The organism is Citrobacter sp. wls829 (assembly GCF_005280825.1).
Taxonomy (GTDB): Bacteria; Pseudomonadota; Gammaproteobacteria; order Enterobacterales; family Enterobacteriaceae; genus Citrobacter; species Citrobacter gillenii.
In genome coordinates, this window is record NZ_SZWP01000054.1 from 119,910 (window position 1) to 138,661 (window position 18,752).

The following is an 18,752-nucleotide window of genomic DNA, read 5'->3' on the forward strand; positions in this document are numbered from 1 at the left end:
TTATATAAGTATCCGAATTCATCATGACATCGACACGGCGTTATTGCTCTTTGCTGGCGGCACTTCTGCTGCCGGTTTCTGCGGCCCAGGCCGAACAACTTCAGGCAAAACAGTACGGTGACTTTGATCGCTATGTGCTGGCGCTCTCCTGGCAAACCGGTTTTTGTCAGAGCCAACACGAACGTAATCGTCAGGAACCCGACGAATGCCGCCTGCAAAAAGAAACTGCAAATAAAGCAGATTTCCTGACCGTTCACGGTCTGTGGCCTGGCCTGCCAAAATCGATTGCTGCCCGCGGTGTAGATAATCGTAGGTGGATGCGCTTTGGCTGCGCCACGCGCCCTATACCAAACCTGCCGGAGGCTCGTGCCAGTCGCAAATGCGCCGCGCCAGAAACGGGGATTTCGCTGGAAAGCGCCGCAAAACTGAGCGCTGTGATGCCCGGCGCTGGCGGAACATCGTGTCTCGAACGTTACGAATATGCCAAGCACGGCGCCTGTTTTGGTTTCGATCCTGACGCGTACTTTGGCACTATGGTGCGAATGAATAGCGAGATAAAAAATACCGAACTCGGCAAATTTATTGCCGACAATTACGGACAAACCGTCAGCCGCAACGCATTTGACGCCGCCGTCGCGAAAACCTGGGGTAAAGAAAGCGTGAAGGCAGTGAAGTTAAGCTGTCATGGTAATCCGGCCTACCTGACTGAAATCCAGTTTACGCTCAAGGCAGCCACCATTAATGCCCCGCTTTCCGCAGCATCGTTCCTGCCGCAAGCGCATCCTGGAAACTGCGGCAAGCAGTTTATCCTCGACAAAGTCGGTTATTGATCGCCTGAATGTGAACTAAATCACTTCAAACCTGGGGTAAGTCTCAGTATCATCATAAAAGCTAAACCCTTGCCGCCTGACGGTGAGGGTTTTCTTTTGGGATTATTTACCTGCGCACCCGCAGTATCGACGACATGGAGTAATAAATGTCCAGACCAACTATCATCATTAACGACCTCGATGCTGAGCGCATTGACCGCCTGTTGGAGCAACCTGCGTTTGCGGGTTTACCGATTGCTGACGCCTTAAACGCCGAGCTGGATCGCGCCCAAATGTGTTCTCCAGAAACCATGCCGCACGATGTCGTCACCATGAACAGCCGCGTGAAATTCCGCAATCTGAGCGATGGTGAAGTCCGAGTGCGTACCCTGGTGTATCCGGCCACGATGACCGACAGCAGTACTCAACTGTCGGTGATGGCCCCGGTAGGTGCTGCCCTGCTGGGTCTGCGCGTTGGCGACACGATCCACTGGGAACTGCCAGGTGGTACATCAACCCATCTCGAAGTCATCGAACTTGAGTACCAGCCTGAAGCTGCGGGCGACTACCTACGCTAACTCTGTTATAGCAAAGCTACTCGCTTTATCTTACAGGGGATGCTTACGCATCCTCTTTCCGATGATATCCCCGCCCCTCATTGACATTATTGCTGCTTTCCCTTTCCTGCTCGCAAAACATAAATCTGTGTCGTGACTGACAGAATCATTTTTAATACTATGCTGTTATGTGTTCATGTAATGACAAGGAGAATGTTTATGTACAACACAATCATAATGCCTGTTGATGTATTCGAAATGGAACTGAGCGACAAGGCTGTTCGCCATGCAGAATTTCTGGCACAGGAAAATGGGATTATCCATCTTCTGCATGTGCTTCCTGGCTCCGCCAGCCTGAGCCTGCATCGTTTTGCTGCTGACGTTCGCCGTTTTGAGGAACATCTGCAGCACGAAGCGGAAACCCGCCTGCAAACGATGGTCGGTCACTTCAGTATTGATCCTTCTCGCATCAAACAGCACGTTCGCTTTGGTAGCGTACGTGATGTAGTCAACGAGTTGGGCGAAGAGCTGAACGCCGATGTGGTGGTCATTGGATCGCGCAACCCATCAATCAGCACCCATCTGCTGGGTTCTAACGCCTCCAGCGTAGTCCGCCACGCCACCCTGCCGGTGCTGGTCGTTCGTTAAAAAAAGGGGCTACCTTTCGGTAGGCATCGATGTTATTTCATCGAATCGGTAAGCCTGAAACGCGTTTGCGACCTCAGGCATTTTCCTTCTTTTGCAGGTGAGTCTTACTTTCTTTCTTATTGTACGGTGGAGCGAATCAGGTAATCAAAGGCGCTCAGTGATGCTTTTGCACCTTCGCCGGTAGCTATGATTATCTGTTTGTACGGCACGGTGGTGCAGTCACCCGCAGCGAAAACCCCTTTCACGCTGGTTTCACATTTGGCATCAATAATGATTTCGCCCATGCGATTACGCTCAACGGCGCCTTCCAGCCAGTTGGTGTTTGGCAGCAGGCCAATCTGCACAAAAATACCCGCCAGTTCCACATTGTGGACGTCGCCGCTGACGCGATCGCGGTATTCCAAACCGGTCACCTTGCTACCGTCACCCTTCACTTCAGTAGTTTGCGCATTCAGAATAATGTCGACGTTTTTCAGGCTACGCACTTTATTTTGCAGAACCTGATCAGCCTTCATTTCCGGCGCAAACTCAAGCAGCGTCACATGTTCAACTATACCGGCCAGATCGATAGCCGCTTCAACGCCCGAGTTACCGCCGCCAATCACCGCCACGCGTTTGCCTTTAAACAGTGGGCCATCACAGTGCGGGCAATAGGTTACGCCTTTGGTCCGATACTTATCTTCGCCCGGTACGTTCATGTTGCGCCATTTGGCACCGGTGGCAATAATAATGCTGCGTGCTTTTAGCACCGCGCCGGAGGCCGTTTCAATCTGGTGCAAGCCGCCTTCCTGCGCAGCAGGAACCAACTTGCTGGCGCTCTGGCTATCAATCACATCAACATCATAGTCATCAACATGTGCTTTCAGCGCGCCTGCCAGTTTTTGACCTTCGGTTTTCGGCACCGAGATATAGTTTTCGATATCAACGGTATCCAGCACCTGACCGCCAAAGCGTTCCCCCATCAAGCCGGTACGAATACCTTTACGTGCGGAATACACTGCCGCCGCCGCCCCTGCAGGACCCGAACCGACGATCAGCACATCATAGGCATCACGTTTATTCAGCTCTTCTGCCGCGCGCTTCTCAGCACCGGTATCGACTTTGGCTACGATTTCCGTCAGCGTCATACGCCCCTGACCAAACTCTTTGCCGTTCATATACACGGCCGGAACGCCCATCACGTTGCGATCGGTAATCTCATTCTGGAAAGTACCGCCATCAATCGCCGTATGCTTGATTCGCGGGTTCAGCACCGACATCAGGTTCAGCGCCTGCACCACGTCAGGACAGTTGTGGCAGGACAGTGAATAATAGGTTTCAAACTCAAAATCGCCATCGAGATCGCGGATCTGCTCCAGCAGAGACTGCGCTTCTTTTGACGGATGACCACCGGTCCACAGCAGCGCCAAAACCAGAGACGTAAACTCGTGGCCCAGTGGAGAACCGGCAAAACGCGGTCCCTGGTGAGAACCTGGATTAGTAATCAGAAACGATGGCTTACGTACTGCCAGCGTGTTGTCTTCTTTAAAGGTCACTTTCTCTGACAGTTCAGCAATTTCAGTTAGCAGTCCCTTGATTTCTGCCGATTTAGCGCTGTCATCCAGCGTAGCAATCAGCTCAACAGGTTTGGTCAGTTTCTCAAGGTAAGCCCTGAGCTGGGTTTTCATATTTGTGTCGAGCATTGTTCTTCCCTCTCTGAAAACATCATCATGCAAGCCGATTTCACGGGACTGCATCAATGCAACTTGCGTCATGATGCTGGAATAAAATGGGCGCGCCTGCGCCCATGACTGACGTAATTTCCTAAGTATTTCGCGTCAGAGCAAGGCGGCTAGCCTGAGAATCCCCGGGAGCTTACAGAAGTAAGTGACCGGGGTAAGCAGGTGACGCCAACACGGCTATGACGTGAAAGACGACGAAAATTTAGATTTTACCGACCAGGTCCAGGGACGGCGCTAATGTAGCTTCACCCTCTTTCCACTTAGCCGGGCACACTTCGCCAGGGTGAGAAGCGACATACTGCGCGGCTTTAATTTTACGCAGCAGGTCAGACGCATCGCGGCCGATACCTTCAGCGGTAACTTCGATCGCCTGGATGATACCCTGCGGGTCAACAACGAACGTTGCACGGTCAGCCAGACCTTCATCTTCACGCATGTTGTCGAAGTTACGGGTCAGGGCGCCAGTCGGATCACCGATCATCGCGTATTTGATTTTGGCGATGGTGTCAGAGCTGCTGTGCCAGGCTTTATGCGTAAAGTGGGTATCGGTAGATACAGAGTAAACGTCTACGCCCAGCTTCTGCAGTTCTTCGTAATGGTCTGCCACGTCGCCCAGTTCAGTCGGGCATACGAACGTAAAATCAGCCGGGTAGAAGAAGAAAACACTCCAACGACCTTCGATATCTTTCTCGGTAACTTCGATGAACTCACCGTTTTTGAACGCCTGGTTTTTAAAAGGTTTAATTTTGGTATTAATCAAAGACATCTGTACTTCCTCCGTGTTTTCGTTGAGGGATAAGTTAACGAAAATCTTTCATCAGGGCTAATGCGTTTCCTTTATCAAATCAATAAGCGTTAACTAACAACCGACTCAACAAAATGTTGTGAAACCGTAGCAAAAAGTAAAAAGGCCCCCTTTGCAGGGAGCCCATTACCCGAGTTACCCGCTGATAACTTCAGTGCCAGCAGACTGGCTAAGTGTTGCGCTCTACATTACCTTAACAAAGGTTGTAACAGCGATTGGGATTACATCACCCCACTCAAGAAAGGGCAATCGACAGACCGTCGGTCTTACCTATGGCTGTGATAGGTTTTGCAATTCAGCCCCCTTTCCTTTTGATTTTATAAGGAAAATCAATGTTTAAACGTACATTACTCTTCGCTTTGCTCCCTGCCGTCGTGCACGCCGAAGAACTCCCTGCCCCGGTAAAAGCCATCGAAAAACAGGGCATTACCATCCTCAAGCCGTTTGACGCGCCAGGTGGAATGAAAGGTTACCTGGGAAAATACCAGGATATGGGAGTGACTATCTATGTCACGCCTGACGGGAAACACGCCATTTCCGGCTACATGTATAATGAAAAAGGCGAAAACCTCAGTAATACATTGATAGAAAAAGAAATCTATGCACCTGCAGGCCGTGAAATGTGGCAGCGCATGGAAAAAGCGTCGTGGATTCTGGACGGGAAAAAAGACGCGCCGGTTATTGTCTATGTTTTCGCCGATCCCTTCTGCCCATATTGCAAACAATTTTGGCAACAGGCGCGCCCATGGGTTGATTCAGGAAAAGTACAACTCCGGACATTATTGGTCGGCGTAATCAAGCCCGAGAGTCCGGCAACCGCCGCAGCAATTCTGGCCAGCAAAGATCCGGCTAAAACATGGCATGACTATGAGGCCTCTGGCGGTAAACTCACGCTGAAAATGCCAGAGACGCCCCCTTCCGAGCAGATGAAGGTATTGAATATCAACCAAAAATTGATGGATGACTTGGGCGCTAACGTCACGCCGGCAATCTACTACATGAGCAAAGACAACACATTACAACAGGCTGTCGGGCTGCCGGATAAGGAAAAACTGGACATTATAATGGGTAATAACTAAAACTAATATTATGAGTGATTGTTATCGTTCTCATTTCAATCACTCATGATGCATTTTCTTCTCGTCAAATTAATACTGACTGTGATACTTTAGTTTAAATTAATTATTCATTAAGCGCATAAAAGATTCTTAAAAGAAATAATTTGCAATTCAAATATATAAAAATGAAATATTTCCACATAAAATAACAATGAGAATATACATATGGCTAACCTCTATGACCTTAAAAAATTCGATCTCAACCTATTGGTTATTTTTGAGTGTATTTATCAACATTTGAGTATCAGTAAGGCCGCCGAAACGCTGTATATCACGCCATCCGCCGTAAGTCAGTCGTTGCAAAGACTACGCACACAGTTTAATGACCCTCTATTTATTCGGTCTGGTAAAGGGATCACACCTACGGTGACGGGCATTAACCTGCACCATCATCTTGAGCAAAATCTTAACAATCTGGAGCAAACGATAAATATCATGCATAGCTCCAGCCTGAAAAAGAAGTTTGTCATTTACTGCCCACAACTTGTTACCGGTTTTAATATAAGAGAGTTAATTCATTATCTGAGAGAGGATGCCGATGTCGAAATTGAACATCATGATATATTAATGTCAGCAGAAACGGCTGAAAACATATTGGCTTATCGTAAAGCTGATCTGGTCGCTACTATTGTACCCGTGCGCAATCGTTCCATTATCTGCGCCCCGTTCAAAACCATCGAAGGTGTATTGGTTTGCAGTAGCAACCACCCCAGAATAAATGATTCAAGCACCCTTAAACAAGTACTGGAAGAACAGTTTACCTCTCTTCTCTCTGAAGAACTGGGTATGAAAGAGTACCAGTCAAAAACTAACGAATTTATGGCCAATCGTAATATAGGGTTTAGCAGCGACTCTCTTATTTCAATTACCAACGTCATTTCCAGCACTGATATCGTTGGTATTATTCCCAGAGTCATTTTCGAGCACTACGCACCTATTTTCAATCTAAAAGAAATAGATATTGGTATAAAGATACCGTCAGCCCAACTTTTTCTGATGTATAATCGCGCCTCACTTAACAACAGCGGCTTTGCTGAATATATAAAAAGAATTATACCCGCGAGCGAATGAGCCAACATCGTTCATTTTTTAATTCAATGCATGCGCGATATGAATCAACAGAACTCATACATCAAGTAAATATATTTAAAAAAGTTGCATGACACGTAAATTAGCATATCTTATTGCAACCATTTATTATGTATAAAAATAATAAAGTTACGACCTGAGCTTGATATGTCTGTTTATAAAATACCGCTAAGTAAAAATGTACTTGAAGCCGCTCAGGAGCGCATTACGTGGACGCTGGAAACGCTGCCGCGCATTTGTGTTTCATTATCAGGTGGCAAAGATTCAGGGGTGATGTTGCATCTGACGGCCACACTGGCCCGTCAGATGCATAAAAAAATTCACGTATTATTTATCGACTGGGAGGCCCAGTTTTCCTGCACTATCGACTATGTGCAGGCATTGCGCGAACATTACTCCGACGTTATTGAACGGTTTTATTGGGTCGCCTTGCCGTTAACCACGCAAAATTCACTCTCGCAATTTCAGCCGGAATGGCAGTGCTGGGAGCCGAATACGCAATGGGTTCGCCAACCGCCAGCAGATGCCATTACCGATCCCGAGTTCTTCCATTTCTATCAGACCGGAATGACCTTTGAACAATTCGTTCGCGAGTTCGCTGACTGGTTTTCAGAAAAGCGGCCGGCCGCAATGCTGGTCGGGATCCGCGCCGACGAGTCATATAATCGTTTTGTCGCTATTGCCAATTCGCAAAAACAGCGCTTTGCCGATGATAAACCCTGGACGACCGCTGCTCCCGGGGGGCACACCTGGTACATTTATCCCATCTATGATTGGAAAACGGCCGATATCTGGACCTGGTTTGCTAAAACCAATATGACATGCAACCCCTTGTATAACCTGATGTACCAGGCCGGTGTCCCGACGCGATACATGCGCATTTGCGAGCCCTTTGGCCCGGAACAACGCCAGGGCCTTTGGCTCTATCACGTTATTGAACCGCAGCGATGGGCAGCCATGTGCGCCCGCGTGAGCGGCGTTAAAAGTGGGGGTATTTATGCCGGTCATGACAACCATTTTTACGGACACCGGAAAATATTAAAACCGGATCATTTAAGCTGGCAAGAGTACGCCATGCTGCTGCTAAACAGCATGCCAGAACAGACAGCTGAGCACTATCGCAACAAAATCGCCGTCTATATTCAGTGGTATAAGAAAAAAGGTATGACCGATATCCCGCAAAATCAAGACGGTGATATTGGGTCCAGAGATATCCCCTCATGGCGGCGAATCTGCAAAGTCCTGTTGAATAATGATTACTGGTGTCGGGCGCTTTCTTTTAGTCCAACAAAGTCAAAAAGCTACCAACGCTATAACGAACGCATGAAAAAAAAACGTCAGGAATGGGGGATTTTATGCAACAACGATTAACACAGGAGCTCCTCGGTTTTCTTTCTGAACTCCCCGAAAAAGAGCGAATTGAGGCCATAAATGAATTCAGAATAGCCATCCACAGCGTCAGTCCTTTTCGCGAAGAGCCGGTAGATTGTGTGTTATGGGTCGAAGGAAATCATATTACGCCTAACGACTACAACCCTAATAACGTGGCACCGCCGGAGAAAAGACTGCTGCTGAAATCCATCGAGGCGGATGGATTTACCCAACCCATCGTTGTGGTTCACTCAACGGAAGAAGAATATGAAATCATTGATGGTTTTCATCGACATGAATTAGGCAAAAGCAAACCCTCGCTGAGATCCCGACTAAAAGGTTATTTACCCATCACCTGCTTGCAGCGTGAACGCCATGAACGCATGGCGGCAACGATTCGTCACAACCGTGCTCGCGGACGGCATCAAATCCACGCCATGTCTGAAATTGTCCGTGAATTATCACTCCTCGGCTGGAGTGAAGAAAAAATCGGTAAAGACCTCGGGATGGACAGTGATGAGGTATTACGTCTCAAGCAAATCAACGGTCTGCAAGAATTGTTCGCCGACCGCCGATTCTCCAAAGCCTGGACGGTGAAGTAACTACAGCGCGGCCAGGCGTTCTGCTGCCGCCAACAGCGTCGATTCCTGCTTGGCAAAACACAGGCGAATCAACTTGTGTGGGAAAGGATCGGCGCAAAAAACTGACAGAGGGATCGCTGCTACCCCCACCTCTTTGGTCAGCCACTGGCAAAACGCCACATCATCGAGATCCGAGACGGCACTGTAATCGATCAGCAAAAAATACGTCCCTTCGCAGGGCAAAATGTCCAAACGACTGTCACGGAGTGCGTTCACCAGCACATCACGTTTTCGCTGATAAAACGCGGGCAGGTCGCGGTAATGCGTTGGGTCGGCCCGCAGCATATCCGCCAGTGCCAACTGCGCTGGCGTATTGACCGAGAAGGTCAAATACTGGTGTACCTTACGTAATTCGACGCTGATGTTTTTTGGCGCCACACAATACCCAACCTTCCATCCGGTCATATGGTAGGTTTTGCCGAATGATGAGACCGCAACCGCACGCTCGCGCAGCTGCGGATGTGCCAGCACGCTGGCATGCCCTTGCGCGGCAAAGCAGATGTGTTCATAGACTTCATCGCTTACCACAAAAATATCGCGTGCTTTAATGGCCTGCCACAGCGCATCAAAGTCTGCTTTTTGCCAGACGGTGGCAGAGGGGTTATGCGGTGTGTTGAGGATCACCAGTCGGGTCCTGTCGCTCAACAACGCGGTAAATGCCTGCCAGTCCACGCGAAAAGATGGCGGCTGCAGCGCGATACGTTTAACCACGCCGCCAGATAGCGCCACCGCGGGCGCATAGCTGTCATAGCTCGGGTCAAAACAAATCACCTCATCGCCGGGTCGCACTAAGGCCGTAATCGCCGAGTACAGTGCTTCCGTCGCTCCCGCCGTCACCGTAACCTCACTGTCAGCATCCGGTTTATAGCCGTATAACTCGGCGGTTTTGTCGGCGATGGCTTCACGCAGCGGCTGCACACCTGTCATGGGGGCATATTGGTTCGCCCCTTGCGCTACATGGTACGCCAGGCGTTCTTGCAGATAGTGTGGGCCGTCAAAATCCGGGAATCCCTGCGACAGGTTAATCGCCTGATGTTCCTGCGCCAGGGCGCTCATTTGCGAGAATATGGTAGTGCCTAAATTGGGGAGTTTGCTTTGCACAATCAGCGAGTTATTACTCATTATTGTTATCCTGACGTGTGATGTTGTGGTTGAAGCCACTATAACACGATGTTAGTATTTGGCAATCAAGACGTTTAGACGTCTATATAAAAATAACCTGCGTGGACAGGACAGCCAAAAGGACAACACAACATGAGTCAGAGCGAAATTCGCGTCGTCGTCGGCCCGGCCAATTACTTTTCCCATACCGGCAGCCTGTCCAGACTGCATGATTTCTTCACCGCCGACATACTGTCGCGTGCCGTCTGGGTGTATGGCGAGCGAGCTATCGCCGCTGCCCGTCCCTATCTGCCTGGCGCATTTAATTGTGACGGGGCAAAGCACCTGCTGTTTACCGGCCATTGCAGCGAAACAGACGTTCAGCAACTGGCAGAAGATGCCGGTGATCACCGCAGCGTGGTGATTGGCGTGGGCGGCGGCACATTACTCGACACCGCCAAAGCGCTGGCCCGTCGTCTCGGTTTGCCTTTCGTGGCGATCCCAACCATTGCCGCGACCTGTGCGGCCTGGACGCCGCTCTCCGTGTGGTACAACGATGCCGGTCAGGCGCTGCACTTCGACATTTTCGATGACGCCAACTTTCTGGTGCTGGTGGAGCCGCAGATAATCCTCAATGCACCAGAGGAATACTTACTGGCGGGCATCGGCGACACGCTGGCGAAGTGGTACGAAGCAGTCGTGCTGGCACCGCAGCCCGAAACGTTGCCGCTGACCGTGCGCCTGGGGATTAACGGCGCGCTGGCTATTCGCGACGTGCTGCTGCAATACAGCGAGCAGGCGCTGGCTGATAAAAAGCAGGGGAAACTCAGTCAGGCGTTTTGCGATGTGGTGGATGCAATCATTGCCGGCGGCGGCATGGTGGGCGGTCTGGGCGAGCGTTACACCCGCGTAGCGGCGGCACATTCGGTGCATAACGGTCTGACGGTGCTCCCGCAGACGGAGGCGTTTTTACACGGTACCAAAGTGGCCTACGGCATCCTGGTACAGAGTGCGCTGCTGGGGCAAGACGATGTACTGGCTCAACTCACTTCAGCCTACCAGCGTTTCAATTTACCCACCCGGTTGGCCCAGTTAGACGTGGATATAAATAACCGTGCTGAGATCGATAAGGTGATTGCGCATACACTGCGCCCGGTGGAATCCATTCACGCACTGCCGGTCACGTTAACGCCAGAAACCCTGCTCGCGGCGTTTGAGAAGGTGGAGTCGTTTACGGTGTGATTATGTTGCAGATTACAAATAACGTGGAATGCTCAAAATAATTCGAGTTGCAGGCAGGCGGCAACGCAGCGAATCCCCGAGAGCTTACATAAGTAAGTGACCGGGGTGAGCGAGGAAAGCCAACACAGCTGCAGCTTGAATTATGAAGAGCGTTAGCAGCACTTCGCCCCACCTTTGCCCCCATAGCGCGCATCCTGACGCTCACGGAAGAATTCTTCGTAGGTCATCGGCGCCTGCTCCGGATGCGTGACGCGCATATGCTCAACATAGTTGTCATAATCCGGCACACCAATCATCAGGCGGGCGGTTTGACCTAAATATTTCCCGGCTTTTGCGAGTGTTTCAAACATAGTCATTCCCTGTCATGCAAACGCCCTCCCCGCTGCGGAGAGGGCTTGTGGGTTATGAGAATATTAGTGCGCGCCTTTCGCCTGCGCCACGATTTCTTCGACATTCTCTGGCATCGGTTCGTACGGCGTTTCTTTTGACGTCGGTTTGTCCTCTTTCAGCGCGGCCCTCGCCGTTTTAATGGCGAACAGACCCAGAACCACCACCACCACCATGAAGAAGATGGTCAGTCCAGCATCCAGACGGTTGTTAAACACCAATTGTGAAAGCTGCGACTGGGTGTATTGCGCCGGAATGTTACCGCTATCGATCATCGCCTGGAACTTGTTGGCGATCGCCAGGAAGCCAATTTTGGTATCCGGACTAAACGCTTTCTGCCAGCCGGCGGTCAGAGTACAAATCAGCAGCCAGGCGGTTGGCACCAACGCCACCCATGCGTAGCGCTGACGTTTCATCTTGAACAGTACCACCGCACACAGCATCAGCGCCATGCCAGCCAGCATCTGGTTGGCGATACCAAACAGCGGCCACAGGGTGTTGATACCGCCTAATGGATCCACCACGCCCTGGTGCAGGAAGTAACCCCAGGCCAGCACGCACAGCGCCGTTGCCAACAGGTTCGCAGGCAGTGAATCAGTACGCTTCAGGCCTGGTGACACCACGCCCAACAGGTCCTGCAGCATAAAGCGTGCAGCACGCGTACCGGCATCGACCGCGGTCAGAATAAACAGGGCTTCGAACAGAATAGCGAAGTGATACCAGAACGACACATCCATCATGCCACCCAGCGCACCGTGCAGAATGTACGCCATCCCTACCGCCAGAGTAGGCGCACCGCCCGCACGAGAAATAATGGATTGCTCGCCCACTTCGTTAGCGATTTGATGCAGGGTATCCGGGGTAATGGCAAAGCCCCAGCTACTGACCACCTGCGCCGCAGAAGCGACCACATCCACCGTGCCTGCAGGTGCCAGCACCGCCATCGGGCTGTTCATCGCAAAGTACACGCCCGGATCGATGATACACGCAGAGACCAGCGCCATGATGGCGACAAAGGACTCCATCAGCATCCCGCCGTAGCCGATAAAACAAGCCTGCCCTTCATTTGCCAGCATCTTCGGCGTGGTGCCGGACGCAATCAGCGCATGGAAGCCAGAAACCGCCCCGCAGGCAATGGTAATAAACAGGAATGGGAACAGGTTGCCCGTCCACACCGGACCGGTACCGTCAACGAATTTGGTCAGCGCAGGCATGGTCAGCGTTGGACGCATGATCAGAATGCCCACCGCCAGACCGACAATAGTACCAATCTTCAGGAAGGTAGACAGGTAGTCACGCGGTGCCAGCAGCAGCCACACCGGCAGCACGGCGGCCACGAAGCCGTAACCCACCAGCATCCAGGTCAGCTGTACACCGGTAAAGTCAAAGTACGGTGCCCAGGTTGGGCTTTCAGCCACCCAGCCGCCGGAAATAATGGCAAACACCAGGAATACCAGGCCGATAATCGACACCTCACCAATGCGACCCGGACGCAGATAGCGCAGGTAAATGCCCATAAAGATCGCCAGCGGGATGGTAAACGCTACGGTGTAGGTTCCCCACGGGCTGTGGGTCAGCGCTTTCACGACGATCATCGCCAACACAGCGAGGATAATCACCATGATCATAAAACAGGCCACCAGCGCAATCACACCCGCCGTTGGGCCCATCTCTTCTTTCACCAGTTCGCCCAGGGAACGGCCATCGCGACGGGTGGAGACAAACAGCACCATAAAGTCCTGCACCGCGCCCGCCAGTACCACCCCGGCCAGTAGCCAGATCATGCCCGGCAGGTAGCCCATTTGCGCTGCCAGCACCGGTCCGACTAACGGACCCGCTCCGGCAATCGCCGCAAAGTGGTGACCAAACAATACTTTTTTATCGGTAGGAACGTAATCCAGACCGTCGTTATGCCGCACGGCTGGCGTCATACGCGTCGGGTCCAGTGCCAGCACATTTTTCGCGATGTACAGGCCATAAAAACGGTAGGCAATAAGATAGACACAGACCGACGCCACCACAATCCACAGCGCGTTGATCTGTTCACCACGGTTTAACGCAATATATCCCAGGGCAAATGCTCCGATAACGGAGAGCAATGTCCAGAGAAGGTATTTCCCTGATTTATTCATGGTTGTTGTCCGTTTGCGTGATCCAGAAAGATGTTACATTTTGTTTCTATAACACCTTTCCTGAATTTAACAACCTGACAACTACATAAACCCGAGACTCTACTGACTATTTACATTGCATTGTTAACTAGATCACTTCATTTACCTGTTAAGCCTGCAATTTCATTTTACGATGTCGGCAATGTCACCCCATCACCGCCGTGCCTAAGCGACAGGTACAGCAGCGCCGTCCTTGCCCATCAAAAATCACGATCTCCCAGCTTTGGTTCTGCCGCCCGAGATGCAGCGGCTGACAAACGCCGCGCACTTTTCCCTGCGATACCGCACGATGGTGGGTAGCATTGAGTTCCGTACCGACCACACATTGTCCATCGCGGGTCATCATGTAGCCCGCCATCGATCCCAGCGTTTCCGCCAGTGCCGCCGACGCGCCACCGTGCAGCAGACCAAACGGCTGATGGGTACGATGGTCCACCGGCATTTCAGCTTCCAACACGTCATCGCCCAGCCGGGTATAGACCACGCCTAAATGCGCCACCAACGTGTTCTGGCTGGTGGCATTGAGTTCATCGAGCGTGAGGTGTCGTTTCCAGATCATCATTACGCTCCCAGCGTCGAGCCGCCGTCCACCACGATATCCTGCAAGGTGATATGGCTGGCCAGGTCGGAGGCGAGGAATAAGACAGTGTTGGCGATTTCCTGCGGACGAGCAATCTTACCCAACGGAATGCCGAGCTTAAACTGCTCGCCAAACCCGCGAATACGCTGCTGTTCGGCGTCGTCACTAACCCACAGCGTACGTTGCATATCGGTGTCGGTCGACCCCGGCGAAACCACATTACAGCGCACGCCACTCGTAGCCAGTTCCAGACCGACGGTCAATGCCAGGCTTTTCAGCGCGGCTTTTGACGCGCCGTAAGCGCTCATACCGATGCGTGGCGTATGTGCCGCATCCGATGCAACGGTGACTATCGCCCCGCCCTGCTGGCGGCGAAACTGCGCCATGGTGTGCTGAAACAGATTGAACGCGCCGCCCACATTGACGGCGAAGGTCTGCTGCCAGTCCTCAACGCTCAGCGCGTCGGTTGGCCCCATACGTAAAATCCCGGCGGCGTTGACCAGCACATCCAGCCGCTCGGTGTTCGCCAGCAAGCGCTCGCACACCTGCGCCACCTGCGGTGCATCCGCCACATTCATTACCTCGGTGGCAAACGGATAAGCTTCACCGTCAAACGCCAGATCGAAGCCAGTCACCCGCGCACCCGCGTCAACAAACGCCAGCGCCGTGGTGTAACCAATGCCTTTTCCTGCGCCGGTAACCCAGACGGTTTTGCCTGTGAAATCAAACCCAACCATTACTTCACCTCGCGGGAAAGCAGTTTCCACCAGGCGTCAATGGTCGGATTTTTCGCCAGCATCACGAAGTCGATATCGCCATGCACTTTACGCCAGCGGGCGGCCAGCGCCATCATACGTACCGAATCCAGACCGTAGTCGATCAGATTTTCGTCATCCAGCGGCTCATCGGATTCATCCAGCAACGGCAGAATAACGCTGCGTAGCGCCTCTTTACTGGCAGGCACCGGCGTTGGCAAGAGTTCCTGCGTCATCACCACCCGCCCAGAGCGTCCTGCAACATATTTCAGCGACATCAGGTGTTCATCGCGGCTAAAGTCAGCCAACGCATCGGCCACCATAAACGGCTTAATGTCGCGCATGAACGCGTCGGTTGCGGTGGTCATACAGCCAATATGCGCGTAGACGCCGGTAATAATCAGCTGATTACGCCCGGTTTCTTTCAGCATCTGTTCCAGCGGGGAGCGATGAAACGCGCTGTAGCGCCATTTCACCAGGATTGTATCCGCTTCGTCCGGGGCCAGCGCGTCGACAATCTTCTGCTGTTCCGGCGAGCGCGTCAGCCCCGGTCCCCACATATCGTTCAACAGGGCACGGTCTTCATCGCTTTGATCTTTCGGCTGGGCAGTGTAATAGACCGGAATGTTATGCGCTTTGCAGTACTGGCGCAGCGCGGCGATATTGGCCACTACCTGCTCCATCATCGGGCAGTTATCGCCCCAAAAACCGATAAAATAGTCCTGCATGTCGTGGATCAGCAGCGCAGCACGCTCGGGTTCAAACGCCCAGTCAACTTTATTGGCGGGAACATCAAGCGCGGTGGGCAGCGCATAAGCCTGCAGTTTAGGAATTGCCATCTCTTTTCTCCTTCAGGCCAGTGAACGTGATGCCAGCCACTGACGTAATTGTTTTTTATCCACTTTCCCGACCGGGGTCAGCGGCAGCGACGCCACGCACTCGACGCGGTCCGGTAATTTGAACTCCGCCACGCCCTGCTCACGCAGGAAACGACGCACCTGAACTGCGCGCAGCGGTTCTTTCACCACCAGACAGGCACAGCTTTTCTCGCCCATCAGCTCATCATCCACGCTGACCAGCGCCGCATGAACCACCGCCGGGTGGCGCAGTAACAGGTTTTCTATCTCTTCGGCGGCGATCTTCTCCCCGCCCCGGTTGATCTGATCCTTCTCGCGCCCTTGTACGGTGATGTAACCATCATGATCGATGGCGATCAGGTCACCTGAGCAGTAGAACCCGTTGGCATCAAAGGCGCTGGCGTTGTGTTCAGGACTGTTGAAATAGCCGCGGAAGGTATACGGCCCGCGCGTCATCAGGCGTCCGGTCTCACCCTGCGGCAAAGGATTACCGTCGGCATCGGCCACCCAAACCTCGTCATCCGGGCACATCGGGCGTCCCTGGGTATTGATGATTCGCTCAGGACTGTCGTCCAGACGGGTGTAGTTCACCAGCCCTTCCGCCATGCCGAAGACCTGCTGTAACTGACAGCCGATCTCTGCCGGAATACGGGCGGCAAGCGAAGCAGAAAGCCTCGCCCCACCGACCTGCAACAGTTTCAGCGATGCCAGTTGCGCATGACTGCCCCATTCTGCAATCGCCTGCAGCCACAGGCTTACCGCCGGGGGAACCAGCGCCGTGACGTTAACCTGATGCTTCTCAATCAGCGGGAAGCACAGCGTGGCGCTCGGGTCCGTCGCCAGCACCACGGTTCCACCGGCGAGGAACACGCCCAGCGCGCCCGGTGAGCTCATGGCGTAGTTATGCGCGGCCGGGATCGCACACAGATAGCGCGTTTCTTCGGTAAAATGGCAAATTTCGTTGCTGCGCCGTACGCTGTAGTAATAATCGTTATGGGTACGCGGGATCAGCTTCGGCGTCCCGGTGGTGCCACCGGAAAGTTGGAAATACGCCACTTCATCGGCAGGCGATGGCGTGGCGGTAAAATTGTGAGCAGGCTGGCTTATCGCATTTTGCAGGTTGTGTTCACCCTCGTCATTGAGCAGCAGCACCACGCGTAGCGAGCTGTGATCACTCACAAATGCGTTTAGGAAATCATCCGCAGCAAACAGCGCATGTGCGCGGTCAGCAATCAGCAGCACCGGTTTGATTTGCGTCGCGTAGGCGTTGAGCTCAGTGCGTTGATGGCTGTACAACCCAAAAACGGGAGCCACACCCAGCTTCAGCAGCGCAAAGAAGGTGATATACAGCTCCGCCACATTGCCCAACTGCACCAGCGCGGTTTCACCGGGTTTAATGCCCTGACGACGCAGGCTGCTGGCAAGATTGTCCGCCGCCTGGTTAAGCTGGCGGTAGCTCAGATGCCGCGATCCATCAATCACCGCCGTATGGTCACTGTCGGCATGACGGGTCAGAATGTCGGTCAGCGGCAGATCCTGCCAGTAGCCTTTTTCACGGTAACGGCGGGCAAATTCTTCCGGCCAACGGGTGAAAGGAATACTCATTATCGCTCCTTAGAGGCCTGGTCAATAAGGCTCTTAATGCAGTCCAAAAACATTCAACATGGTCGAAAGCTTGGCGCCCGTTTCACGCCATTCGGCAACCGGGGAAGAGGCAGGCACAATGCCGGCACCGGCGAAGAAACGCACCTGATTACGCAACAGCTTCGCGCAGCGGATCGTCACCACCCACTCGCCGTTGCCCTGCGCATCACACCAGCCGACAATGCCGCCAAACAGTTCGCGCTCGAACGGCTCCAGCTCGGCAATCAGTTTCTGCGCAACGTGATGTGGAAAACCGCTCAGCGCTGGCGTCGGGTGCAGCAGGCAGGCCAGCGTCAGGGCATTTTCCTCGGGATTAGCTTGACCTTCAAATGGCGTACCGAGATGCCAGAGCGTGGGCGTGGTGACCAGTTGAGGAGAAGACGGCAGTTGCAGTTCACGACTGCGATCGCGCAGTACCGTTTTCATAGCCTGCGTCACGAGATCGTGTTCATGGCGGTCTTTCTCGGAGGCCAGCAGGCGGATCCCGGCTTCTCTGTCCAACACGTCATCCGGCTGACGCCGCGCCGAACCCGCCAGTGGCAATGAACTGAAATGGTCACCGTCTTTACGTAACAGCAACTCCGGACTGGCGCCGATCAATACGCCGCCATCTTCGATCGGCACATGGAAGTTATAACTTGCCGGATTTTGCGCCACCAGACGCTCCAGCAGCGCACCGCTGTCAATGTTGGCGTCGGCGGTGATATCGATCAGCCGCGACAACACCACTTTGTCCACTTCCGGGGTGGCGGTCCGGGCCGCTGCCTGGGCGACCATGTGTTCAAATACGTCCTGTTCAGGAATCGCTTTACGTTCCACGACGCTCAGCGACTGATGCGCGGTAAAGTAGCGCGACGATTGTTGCTTCGCCGTGCGGGAGAAGCTCTGCCAGGACCGGGGGATAAACAGCGACGATGGCTGGCGGGTATCAAAAGGGATGGCCCCAACCATGATGGGATTAGCGATACCCTGCGATTTGGCATCGGCAAACAGGGCGTGCATTTTTTGCTGGAACGGGCTGTCCGGTGAATCCCCATCAACTGCCGGTTCCGCATAGCGGGCAAAGCATCCTGACGTCGTAAAGCTACGGTACGGCGACATAAAGAAAAAACTGTCGGGAGCGAGTGTTGCCATAGTCTGCGGTATTTCCTCGGCCAGTGACGTATCCATATCATCCTCCAAAAATGATAAAGGTTTTAATAATGATTATCATTTATATTTTCGGTCGCTAACCTAAAAGCAAAGCGCCGGTATGT

General features: G+C 52.7%; 18 protein-coding genes. 8 read left to right on the plus strand and 10 right to left on the minus strand.

Translation table 11 applies throughout. The features are described from left to right. The first annotated feature begins 23 nt into the window (after nt 1-23). The 3 genes from rna (at nt 24) to uspG (ending at nt 2,014) form a co-directional block, all read left to right on the plus strand. Nucleotides 24-830 (plus strand): ribonuclease I, encoded by an 807-nt coding sequence (rna, locus tag FDW88_RS09470; protein WP_137362438.1) that lies wholly within the window; start codon nt 24-26, stop codon nt 828-830. A 146-nt stretch (nt 831-976) separates the two neighbouring features. Next, entirely contained in the window at nt 977-1,387 is a 411-nt protein-coding gene (rnk, locus tag FDW88_RS09475; RefSeq protein WP_003022104.1) for a nucleoside diphosphate kinase regulator, read from the plus strand. 198 nt (nt 1,388-1,585) lie between these two features. Next, nucleotides 1,586-2,014, plus strand: a complete 429-nt coding sequence (gene uspG / locus FDW88_RS09480; RefSeq protein WP_096757918.1) for a universal stress protein UspG — start codon at nt 1,586-1,588, stop codon at nt 2,012-2,014. 116 nt (nt 2,015-2,130) lie between these two features. Here the strand turns inward: uspG and ahpF are convergent, their stop codons facing one another. Together ahpF and ahpC are read right to left on the minus strand one after the other, a co-directional pair. Beyond that, nucleotides 2,131-3,696, minus strand: coding sequence for an alkyl hydroperoxide reductase subunit F (ahpF, locus tag FDW88_RS09485; protein ID WP_137362439.1), 1,566 nt, complete (start codon nt 3,694-3,696; stop codon nt 2,131-2,133). A 241-nt stretch (nt 3,697-3,937) separates the two neighbouring features. After that, complete coding sequence (gene ahpC / locus FDW88_RS09490; protein ID WP_115259117.1) at nt 3,938-4,501, minus strand: alkyl hydroperoxide reductase subunit C; 564 nt, start codon at nt 4,499-4,501, stop codon at nt 3,938-3,940. Between the two features lie 371 nt (nt 4,502-4,872). On the opposite strand from ahpC, the gene dsbG reads away from it, so the two are divergent. The 4 genes from dsbG to FDW88_RS09510 all read left to right on the plus strand — a co-directional run bounded on the left by dsbG (nt 4,873) and on the right by FDW88_RS09510 (nt 8,720). Beyond that, entirely contained in the window at nt 4,873-5,619 is a 747-nt protein-coding gene (dsbG, locus tag FDW88_RS09495; RefSeq protein WP_137362440.1) for a thiol:disulfide interchange protein DsbG, read from the plus strand. A gap of 204 nt (nt 5,620-5,823) precedes the next feature. Further along, nucleotides 5,824-6,729: a LysR family transcriptional regulator gene (locus FDW88_RS09500; protein ID WP_137362441.1), complete on the plus strand. Its 906-nt coding sequence runs from the start codon at nt 5,824-5,826 to the stop codon at nt 6,727-6,729. A 165-nt stretch (nt 6,730-6,894) separates the two neighbouring features. Continuing rightward, nucleotides 6,895-8,118 (plus strand): phosphoadenosine phosphosulfate reductase, encoded by a 1,224-nt coding sequence (locus tag FDW88_RS09505; protein WP_137362442.1) that lies wholly within the window; start codon nt 6,895-6,897, stop codon nt 8,116-8,118. Continuing rightward, a complete protein-coding gene (locus FDW88_RS09510; protein WP_096757924.1) occupies nt 8,103-8,720 on the plus strand; it encodes a ParB/RepB/Spo0J family partition protein in 618 nt (205 codons plus the stop codon). The genes FDW88_RS09505 and FDW88_RS09510 overlap by 16 nt, the downstream gene beginning before the upstream one ends. Here the strand turns inward: FDW88_RS09510 and FDW88_RS09515 are convergent, their stop codons facing one another. Then, on the minus strand, nt 8,721-9,881 hold the full coding sequence (locus FDW88_RS09515; protein WP_117342206.1) for a pyridoxal phosphate-dependent aminotransferase: 1,161 nt from the start codon (nt 9,879-9,881) through the stop codon (nt 8,721-8,723). A 132-nt stretch (nt 9,882-10,013) separates the two neighbouring features. On the opposite strand from FDW88_RS09515, the gene FDW88_RS09520 reads away from it, so the two are divergent. Next, entirely contained in the window at nt 10,014-11,102 is a 1,089-nt protein-coding gene (locus FDW88_RS09520) for an oxidoreductase (protein WP_137362443.1), read from the plus strand. 152 nt (nt 11,103-11,254) lie between these two features. On the opposite strand, the gene FDW88_RS09525 is transcribed toward FDW88_RS09520, so the two are convergent. The 7 genes from FDW88_RS09525 to entC all read right to left on the minus strand — a co-directional run bounded on the left by FDW88_RS09525 (nt 11,255) and on the right by entC (nt 18,666). Further along, complete coding sequence (locus FDW88_RS09525; RefSeq protein ID WP_096757928.1) at nt 11,255-11,452, minus strand: YbdD/YjiX family protein; 198 nt, start codon at nt 11,450-11,452, stop codon at nt 11,255-11,257. Between the two features lie 63 nt (nt 11,453-11,515). Next, nucleotides 11,516-13,621, minus strand: a complete 2,106-nt coding sequence (gene cstA / locus FDW88_RS09530; RefSeq protein WP_096757929.1) for a pyruvate/proton symporter CstA — start codon at nt 13,619-13,621, stop codon at nt 11,516-11,518. 184 nt (nt 13,622-13,805) lie between these two features. Then, nucleotides 13,806-14,219: a proofreading thioesterase EntH gene (gene entH, locus FDW88_RS09535; protein ID WP_137362467.1), complete on the minus strand. Its 414-nt coding sequence runs from the start codon at nt 14,217-14,219 to the stop codon at nt 13,806-13,808. A 2-nt stretch (nt 14,220-14,221) separates the two neighbouring features. Then, nucleotides 14,222-14,977: a 2,3-dihydro-2,3-dihydroxybenzoate dehydrogenase EntA gene (gene entA, locus FDW88_RS09540; RefSeq protein WP_137362444.1), complete on the minus strand. Its 756-nt coding sequence runs from the start codon at nt 14,975-14,977 to the stop codon at nt 14,222-14,224. After that, the gene (locus FDW88_RS09545; protein WP_115259126.1) at nt 14,977-15,834 is read right to left on the minus strand and encodes an isochorismatase; all 858 of its coding nucleotides are present in this window, start codon (nt 15,832-15,834) and stop codon (nt 14,977-14,979) included. Before FDW88_RS09545 ends, entA begins: the two co-directional genes overlap by 1 nt. A 12-nt stretch (nt 15,835-15,846) precedes the next feature. Next, on the minus strand, nt 15,847-17,457 hold the full coding sequence (gene entE, locus FDW88_RS09550; protein WP_137362445.1) for a (2,3-dihydroxybenzoyl)adenylate synthase EntE: 1,611 nt from the start codon (nt 17,455-17,457) through the stop codon (nt 15,847-15,849). A gap of 33 nt (nt 17,458-17,490) precedes the next feature. After that, nucleotides 17,491-18,666, minus strand: a complete 1,176-nt coding sequence (entC, locus tag FDW88_RS09555) for an isochorismate synthase EntC (protein WP_117342200.1) — start codon at nt 18,664-18,666, stop codon at nt 17,491-17,493. Nucleotides 18,667-18,752: the final 86 nt, after the last annotated feature.